Below are 4,018 nucleotides of genomic sequence, written 5' to 3' on the forward strand. Positions count from 1 at the left end.
GAGCGCACATGCGCCCGCCACCGCCACGCCTCCGAACACGCCATCGACCGGTCCTCCGTTGGGGAAACCGGAGACGGTCGGGAGAATCAGGTAAGGAAGGTAGGTGAGGTGGGCGGACGCTTACAATGAATTCAGGAAAACGCTCGCCATCAACCAGCGCGGCCGGCTGAATCTCTACGCCAAACTCGCTGCCCGTTCTGGACAGGCGATTGCTCACGCCCTGCAGGTAGCTCTCGAAAAGCCGCTCGGAGCGCGCAGCATTCCCACCCGACTGACGGAGTGCTCGTTGGCCGAGCCGCTCCATCGTTCCGCTGACAGACGTTAGATCAGAACCCCATGCGGCATGGCGCGCAGCCGCGACATCCGCCGCGCCGTTTGCAACTATTCCAATTGATCGCGCGGCGGACTAGCACCGCCGCTGTGGATGCCATCGCTCAGACGAACTTGAAATGGAACAAACCTCGACGAAGCAGCATCCCATCCGTTTCCGAACAGGACGCCGTTCTTAACTTCGACGTCAGTCAGTCCATCCCACGACAGGGATGGCGTTTTCCACGCATACCCCTTCTCACCAATACCAAGCGCTCGCGTGTAGTCGAACAACACTAACGTATTCGATCCTTCGTCAAAGCGATGTCCGAGAATTGGGCGCAACGGAATCTCCTCCCATTGAGTTGGGGTTTTTGGGGAGACAACATAGCCCGCGCCCTTAGCAACAACGATCAATCGCTCGCTATCGGGGTGAATGCAACAAAGGTCTATTGCATTGGGAGACTCTTTGCCCTGCATAAAGTACCCGAGCCATTCTGCACCTGAGGAAGGAACGACTCTTACCGCAACCCCAGGAACCCACGCATCCAGCATCGCCCCCGGATAGCAATAGCTAAGCGCTTCGGATTCGCTGTCACTGGAAACCACCTCCGCGAGAAAAGAGGCAGCTTTCCCATAACCCATAAACTCGGTCATTGTCTTGGCCTGAAGAAGCGGTGAGTTATTACCTCAGTTTGACCGGAGGCGGATGGGCGCACTCCAATCTCATAAGTCCCTTCGATTACTCGCGCCGGAGTGTATCCGATCACTTCTCTGACTCGTTGACCAGACGGATTGTTGAGAGCATCACCATATCTGCTCTGCGCTCTTCCGTAGATCGGCTCTCCGGGTAGCGTCAATGCACCATCCTTAGTGTAGAGCACATAGCGGTCACTCACCTGTGTGCGGGTTCCGCCGAATATCTCATCGTTAAACGTTTCGGGGAAATTGTGGTAAGGGCCAGGCTCTTCAACACGCCTCAGCAATTCTCTAGCGGAGTAGATTCTATTTGGTGACGTTGAAGTGGACGCCACAGTGTCTGCAACAAACATCGGCTCGTCCGGCCCAGCCCTCAACCCATCCACCACCGACCAATCCTGACTAGCGTCCCACATCTCGCTGTTCCGCCGCAGCAGGCTCAGCTTCTGCGTCGCTGCGCCCACATCGGCGGCCGTGTCCACGTACTTGAACAGGGACAGACCGCCCGATGCTAGCGCGCCGATCCCGATCGTGCCCAGATCGCTCGCCTTCTGGTCCAGAGGCTTGGCCCACCAAGCCTGCCCGGCCGCAACGACCAACTCCGGGTTGCGAGCTGCAAAGCCGATCGAAGCTTGCAGTTCACGGTTGAAGCGCAGGTCAGTGCCCATGCCATAGGTACTCACCGCACCCGACACTCCACCCGCCCCTGCGTTGAAGAACATGGTCGCTATGCTAGCCGTCATATCGCCCAGGAAGCTGCCGCGGTAGCTATCCCAGGAGGCGACACCGCCTTGCCGCCACTGCTCCACTGCATCCAGTCGCTGAGCCGTTGCGCTGCGGACCGCCGTTCGGAGGATCTCGGGCAAGGCCTCCACCTGCGCCGGACGGCGGTCACGCACGCCGTCGGTTCGGACGGTGTTGAAGTCGACCCGCGCGCCGCCGAAGCGCCTGCGCTCATAGCTGTCGTTGATACGGCGGGCCCAGTCTTGCTCCGTCCACGGGGTGCCATTGGCATTGCTGCCCTGGCGCTGGTCCAGCAGCACGCGCGAGCCGTCGGCCGGCAGGCGATCCCACAGGCCGTCGTGCGAGCGCGAGCCCGAGGGCAGGCCAGATCGGCCCAAGGCCTGAGCAAGCGCGGCGCCCTGCAGTTCACCCTCGGCGAAGCGCCCCTGCAGCTCGGCACTGATCAGGTCGGCCCGGTGCTGGCTCTCCAGCGCGGCCAAAGCCCGCCGCGAGTGCTCCCCGGTCGCCGCATTGGCCAGCGCATTGCCAAACGCATCCGCCGCCACCTGGCCATAGTCCACGCCCTGCTCCATGCCCGCAGCCCGACGCGTGTGGATGCCCACAACTCCACCGACGGCGCCACCCTGCAGGTCCTGCCCGAACTGGCCGCTGTTGGTGGTGAGGTCGAGTTTGAGGCTCTGGCCCATGCGGCCGGTGACGCTGCTGGTAGTGCCGGCAGTGACCGCATTGGCCGCAACGCTGCGCCAGCTGAAGCTGTTGTCCAACCCAGCCAGGCGTGAGCCGGCGTGGCCGGTGAGGGTGTTGACTGAGGCGTACGCCGCTGCGCTGCGCCAGTCGCCGGCGCTGAGGACTTTGCCGAACGTGCCGGCTGCGCCGGAGAGAACGGCGCCTGCTTACAACCACGTCTCCGCCCGCGCCGCATTCACCACCGGCCCCAGCCGCGCCAACACCTCTTCGGCCGCATAGGCGTGCTCGGTATCCGCCGGCGCGATCCACAGATACACCGTGGCATAGGGCTTGGCGCCTGTGCCGATGCCCAGGCCCGCCTGCCGGTCATCGCTGACCGCCGCCGACAGGCTGGGATACACCACGAAATGCGTGCCGCCCTCGCGCAGGCTCACTTCGGCGCAGCGATACAACAGATACGCCCCGGCGCGCTCGGCGCTGAGATGCGCATTGCCCGTCACCCCCACCCGCCAGGTCCGCCCCGGGCCGGGCTCGTCCCAGTAGCCGCCGGTGAAGCCAAGCACCGGGTTGGCGGCGCTGTGGTAGCCGGTGGCGCAGGCGGTGAGGGTGAGGCAAAGCAGTGCCGCGCAGGTACGGGCGAGAGGAAACCTTGGCATGCATGCCGCTCCGCGAGATCGAAACCGAGGTTGGAGGCGATGTCCCTGCCCCTCACTCCGCAAGCCAGAGCGGGCGCTGGCAAGCCCTGCATGCGGCGGCCGCGAGGGCTCGGCCGGCCGCTGCATCGGAGTCGGGCTTGAAAACTTGGGCCGCACTCAGGCCACGTGTAAACCGCGCAGCCCGACGCCAAAGCGCGCCGGGCTGCGCGGTCGAGCGGCTAGGGGGCGTCGGGGCTGTCGAGACGCGCGCTGGCTGCGCGCCAGTCACCGTCAATGTCGGGCCAGGAGTCGTAGTACAGCTTGGTCTTGAAGCGGCCATCGGGCTCGACCGCGATGCGCAGCGCGGACCATGGTGGCCCCTCCTGCTCGCGTCGCTCGATGAGCTGTTGAAGCACCTCTACGGACGCCAAACTAGGATCGATATCGAGGATTTTTTCACCCTCAACCCACGCCACTTTCGAAAGGCTGTTGGCTAGGTAACCGTCGCTCTCGCGTCGGACCTCAACATAGATGGCTGCATGCCCCCAGCCCCGCGGGAACACTTCAATCTGATGGCCAACAAACTGCGAGAGCAGCTGGGCCGCTTCCAGTGAGAACATCGTTTCAGCCTCCTGCTCGATTCAAAACCGTGGATTCACGCCAGCGCCCATCCGGCAGTTGGTAGCGCGCCACGAACGTATCCGGCCGCACCGTCGTGTTGCCCGCGCCGTAGGATACCGAGATCCTCACGGGCACTGGCGCACCGGTCTCGCGACTGAGTCGCGCGACCGCGGCCTCGAACTCGCTGGAGTAACGACCCTGATTGATATTGGTCAGCCGCCCACCCCCAGCCAGCGGCAGCGGCTTGCCATTGCCGGGTACGACGTTGAGCGGATTGATCGGGCCACCAAACTGATGGCCGACCAAGTGGAAGCCGACGTCAC

The 4,018-nt window shown here is 63.7% G+C and carries 5 protein-coding genes; all 5 read right to left on the minus strand.

All coding sequences use genetic code 11. From position 1 onward, the window contains the following. Positions 1-381: 381 nt before the first annotated feature. Positions 382-966 (minus strand): hypothetical protein, encoded by a 585-nt coding sequence (locus tag ACIQ7H_RS21955; RefSeq protein WP_395795591.1) that lies wholly within the window; start codon positions 964-966, stop codon positions 382-384. Further along, positions 963-2,516 carry a hypothetical protein gene (locus ACIQ7H_RS21960; RefSeq protein WP_395795593.1) on the minus strand — a complete coding sequence of 518 codons (1,554 nt, stop codon included), beginning with the start codon at positions 2,514-2,516 and terminating at the stop codon, positions 963-965. Before ACIQ7H_RS21960 ends, ACIQ7H_RS21955 begins: the two co-directional genes overlap by 4 nt. Before the next feature lie 129 nt (positions 2,517-2,645). Then, entirely contained in the window at positions 2,646-3,095 is a 450-nt protein-coding gene (locus tag ACIQ7H_RS21965) for a CC0125/CC1285 family lipoprotein (protein WP_395795595.1), read from the minus strand. Positions 3,096-3,313: 218 nt separating this feature from the next. Further along, a complete protein-coding gene (locus ACIQ7H_RS21970; RefSeq protein WP_395795597.1) occupies positions 3,314-3,694 on the minus strand; it encodes a hypothetical protein in 381 nt (126 codons plus the stop codon). 4 nt (positions 3,695-3,698) lie between these two features. Next, a partial coding sequence (locus ACIQ7H_RS21975) for a hypothetical protein (protein ID WP_395795599.1) occupies positions 3,699-4,018 on the minus strand: 320 nt, incomplete at its 5' end.

It is taken from the genome of Aquimonas sp. (genome assembly GCF_044377145.1).
In the GTDB taxonomy this organism is placed as follows: Bacteria; Pseudomonadota; Gammaproteobacteria; order Xanthomonadales; family Xanthomonadaceae; genus Aquimonas.

Excerpts from the sequence above, each read along its gene's own strand:
- ACIQ7H_RS21965 (WP_395795595.1), bottom strand. The coding sequence starts at position 3,095 with ATGCCAAGGTTTCCTCTCGCCCGTACCTGCGCGGCACTGCTTTGCCTC.
- ACIQ7H_RS21970 (WP_395795597.1), bottom strand. The coding sequence starts at position 3,694 with ATGTTCTCACTGGAAGCGGCCCAGCTGCTCTCGCAGTTTGTTGGCCAT.
- ACIQ7H_RS21955 (WP_395795591.1), bottom strand. The coding sequence starts at position 966 with ATGACCGAGTTTATGGGTTATGGGAAAGCTGCCTCTTTTCTCGCGGAG.